Origin of the sequence: uncultured Corynebacterium sp., from assembly GCF_946998835.1 — a bacterium.
GTDB lineage: Bacteria > Actinomycetota > Actinomycetes > Mycobacteriales > Mycobacteriaceae > Corynebacterium.
Window position 1 is genome coordinate 1 of sequence record NZ_CAMQAZ010000060.1, and the last position, 4124, is coordinate 4124.

The following is a 4124-nucleotide window of genomic DNA, read 5'->3' on the forward strand; positions in this document are numbered from 1 at the left end:
ATAGTCGACAAGAATCGCGCTGGCTCGGGCACAAAACAGCGCACCGCGGGAAGGTTGCCGGCGTGTGCCAGCGTCCAACCCGCGGTGCGCTATTCGGACGGTGCGGCCCGAATCGAGCCGCTGAGCCCTCGAGCCGTTAAGCCCTTGAGCCTAGAAGTCCCAGTCGTCGTCGGTGGTGTCTTCGCCCTTACCGATGATGTAGCTCGATCCTGATCCACTGAAGAAGTCGTGGTTTTCGTTGCTGCCAGGTGACAGCGCCGCGAGAATCTCAGGGTTCACTTCGGTCTCTTCAGCGGTAAACCGCGACGGGTAACCGAGGTTCATCAGCGCCTTGTTCGCGTTGTAACGCACGAACACGGCAACGTCGTCCATCAGGCCGAGCGGCTCGTACAGCTCACCCGAGTACTGCAGCTCAAGCTCGTAGAGCTCTTCCAGCAGGTCGAAGGTGAACTTGCGCATCTCTTCCTGACGCTCTTTGCTCTGCGTCTCGAGTCCGCGCTGGTACTTGTAACCCGAGTAGTAACCATGCACTGCCTTGTCACGCAGAATCAGGCGGATCATGTCTGCGGTGTTCGTCAGCGTCGCGTGCACCGAGAAGTGCAGCGGCAGGTAGAACCCTGCGTACAGCAGCAGCGACGACAGCAGCGTCGAAGACACTTTACGCTTGAGCGGATCATCGCCGTAGTAGTGGTGCAGCACCTTCTTGCAGCGTTCCTGCAGCAGATCGTTGGCAACTGCCCAGCGGTAGGCGTCGTCGATTTCCGGGGTGCTCGTCAGCGTTGAGAACACCGAGGAGTACGAGCGGGCGTGCACCGACTGCATGAACGCAATGTTGGTGTAGACGGCCTCTTCGTGTTCGGTGCGGGAGTCTTGGATCTGCACGATCTCACCGACAGTTGCCTGCACGGTGTCGAGCATGGTCAGACCGGTGAAGACGCGCATCGTGAGGGTGCGCTCTTCCTGGGTCATTTTCTGCCACGCGGGGATGTCGTTTGACAGCGGCACCTTCTCTGGCAGCCAGAAGTTCGCGGTCAGACGGTTCCACACCTCGAGGTCTTTGTCGTCGGTGACGCGGTTCCAGTTAATGGGGCGCAGCCGCGCTGCCGGGTCGTGGCGGTACGACGGCGGGGTGACCGAGATCTCTTGCAGCGGGCGGTCGGTGTTCAACGGATCAGTCATAGTTCAATAAAGCTCTTTCACTAGTGGTGTCTGGTGGTCAGTGCGCGGAGTGCGCGGACGGCGCGCGGTGCGCCCGCGCGCGCAGCACGGGCGCACACGCGGGCGCGAACGCGACTACAGCGCGCAGGAAACGCAGCCTTCGATCTCGGTTCCCTCGAGCGCGGGCTGGCGCAGGCGGATGTAGTACAGCGTCTTGATGCCCTTGCGCCACGCGTAGATCTGCGCGCGGTTGATGTCGCGAGTGGTCGCCTCGTCTTTAAAGAACAGCGTGAGCGACAGACCCTGATCCACGTGCTTGGTCGCAGCAGCGTAGGTGTCGATGATCTTCTCGGCGCCGATTTCGTAGGCGTCTTCGAAGAACTCGAGGTTGTCGTTTGTCATGTGCGGAGCCGGGTAGTACACGCGGCCGAGCTTGCCCTCTTTACGAATCTCAATCTTCGAGGCGATCGGGTGGATCGAAGCCGTCGAGTTGTTCACGTAGCTAATCGACCCGGTCGGTGGCACCGCCTGCAGGTACGCGTTGTAGATACCGTGTTCGCGGATCGACTCGCGCAGCTGTTCCCAGTCCGCAACCGTCGGCAGCGCAACTCCAGCCTCGGCGAAGAGCTCACGCACCCGCGCGGTTTCTGGCACCCACTCCTCGGCCGTGTAACGGTCGAAGTAGCTGCCGTCAGCGTAGTCGCTCTTCTCGAAGCCCGCGAAGGTCGCACCGCGGTCAATCGCCAGCTGGTTCGAAGCGCGCAGCGCGTGGTAGGTCACCGTGCGGAAGTACGCGTCGGTGAAGTCAATTCCCTCTTCGCTGCCGTAGTGGATGCGCTGCGAAGCGAGGTAGCCGTGCAGGTTCATCTGGCCGAGGCCGATGGCGTGTGACGCACGGTTACCCTCGGCAATTGACGGCACCGCCTGAATGTCGGTCTGATCCGACACACTCGTCAGCGCCCGCACCGCAATCTCAACGGTTGCGCCGAAGTCCGGGCTGGCCATTGCCTGCGCAATGTTCAGCGAGCCGAGGTTGCACGAAATGTCGTGACCGATCGTCTCGTACCCGATTGCGGCGTCGTACTCAGAGGCGGTGTTCACCTGCAGAATCTCCGAGCACAGGTTCGACATGTTGATGTGCCCCTCGAGCGGGTTCGCACGGTTCACAGTGTCTTCGAACAGCACGTACGGGTAGCCCGACTCGAACTGCAGCTCAGCGAGGGTCTTGAAGAACTCGCGCGCGCTGATCGTGGTCTTGCGGATCCGCGGGTTCGCGACGAACTCGTCGTAGCGCTCGGTGATTGACTGATCCGAAAGCGGAATACCGGTTTCGCGAAGCACATCGTAGGGGCTAAACAGGTGCATATCTTTGTTCTGCTTAGCCAGTTCGAAGGTCACATCCGGAATCACAACCCCAACCGACAGGGTCTTAATGCGGATCTTCTCGTCAGCGTTTTCACGCTTCGTGTCGAGGAACCGCATAATGTCGGGGTGGTGCGCGTGCAGGTACGCAGCGCCTGCGCCCTGGCGAGCGCCGAGCTGGTTCGCGTAGCTGAAGCTGTCTTCGAGGATCTTCATCACGGGAACAACACCGGAAGCCTGGTTCTCGACCTGCTTAATCGGGGCACCCGCCTCGCGGAGGTTTGACAGCAGCAGCGCCACACCGCCGCCGCGCTTGGACAGCTGCAGCGCAGAGTTAACGCTGCGGCCAATCGATTCGAGATTGTCTTCAACGCGCAGCAGGAAGCACGACACGAGCTCGCCGCGCTGTTTCTTACCCGCGTTCAAGAACGTCGGAGTTGCCGGCTGGAAACGGCCCGAGAGGATCTCGGTGACCGTCTTCGAAGCCAGTTCCTCGTCACCCTGACCGAGGAACAGCGCCGTGGCAACAACTCGCTGCTCGAAGTTTTCGAGGAAGAGGCTGCCGTCGAAGGTTTTCAGCGCGTAGGAGGTGAAGAACTTAAACGCACCGAGGAAGGTCTGGAACTTGTGCCCGAAAGCGTCGGCCTGTTCGTGGAGGCGCTCGACGAAGTCCTTGTCGTAGGCGCGCAGGTATTCGGCTTCGTAGTACTCGTTTTCGATCAGCCACTCCAGGCGTTCCCACACCGAAGCGAACTGCTTCGTGTTCGGGATGACCTGCTGGTTCAGGTAGGCCTCCGCCGCTTCGTGATCCTTGTCAAACTGGATCGACCCGTCCGCCGCAAACAGGTTCAGCTGGGCGTTGAGCGCGTGGTAGTCCTTCCGCTCGCCGACCCCGCCAACCCGTGCAGTGTTGGGGGTGGTTGTTTCTGATGGTGTGGCGATCGTCATGCGACGTCCTCCTCATTTGCTTCTGCTTCTAATGTGTTCTGTCGTGCCCAAAATTCGTCTAAACCAGCCTTGACTCGAGCAACGTCGCGGTTGGTGCCAAGAAGTTCAAAGCGGTACAGCTCAGGAACTTTGCACTTGGCTGAGATGATCGGTCCTGCGATGCAGTAGTGCTCACCGAAGTTGGTGTTCCCCGCGGTAATCACGCCGCGGATCAGCGCGCGGTTTGCAGGATCGTTCAGGAACGTAATCACCTGCCGCGGCACCGCCCCGGCCTGCGCTCCGCCGCCGTAGGTCGGAACCACGAGCACGTAGGGCCTGGTCACTCGGATCATTCCCTCTGTGCGCGGTCGGAGTGGGATCCGCACCGCCGGGCGCTCGAGCTTCTCGACGAAGCGGAGGGTGTTCTCCGAAACGCTCGAGAAAAACACCAGGTCAGGTGAATCTTGCCCCTCGAGCACTCGCACCTCCGCGACGCTTCGTGTTCGGCCTTCCCTGCGTTCACTCATCAGCATGTTCTCCTCTCAGCATTTGCGCCTCAGCAATCCCACCCCTACATCTAGTCCTGACCCACATTGCGGGCACCACATATAGTGTTTAGCACGAATAATCTCACAAATCTACGACACGCCGAAGTACAGACTACGTCATACCGAACC

3 protein-coding genes are annotated in these 4124 nt (G+C 60.4%); all 3 read right to left on the bottom strand.

Translation table 11 applies throughout. The features are described 5' to 3' along the window. Positions 1-150: 150 nt before the first annotated feature. On the bottom strand, positions 151-1179 hold the full coding sequence (gene nrdF / locus Q0U90_RS11465) for a class 1b ribonucleoside-diphosphate reductase subunit beta (protein WP_016664111.1): 1029 nt from the start codon (positions 1177-1179) through the stop codon (positions 151-153). A 114-nt stretch (positions 1180-1293) separates the two neighbouring features. Then, complete coding sequence (gene nrdE / locus Q0U90_RS11470) at positions 1294-3468, bottom strand: class 1b ribonucleoside-diphosphate reductase subunit alpha (protein WP_016664110.1); 2175 nt, start codon at positions 3466-3468, stop codon at positions 1294-1296. Further along, positions 3465-3974: a class Ib ribonucleoside-diphosphate reductase assembly flavoprotein NrdI gene (gene nrdI / locus Q0U90_RS11475; protein ID WP_016664109.1), complete on the bottom strand. Its 510-nt coding sequence runs from the start codon at positions 3972-3974 to the stop codon at positions 3465-3467. Before nrdI ends, nrdE begins: the two co-directional genes overlap by 4 nt. Between the last annotated feature and the right edge of the window lie 150 nt (positions 3975-4124).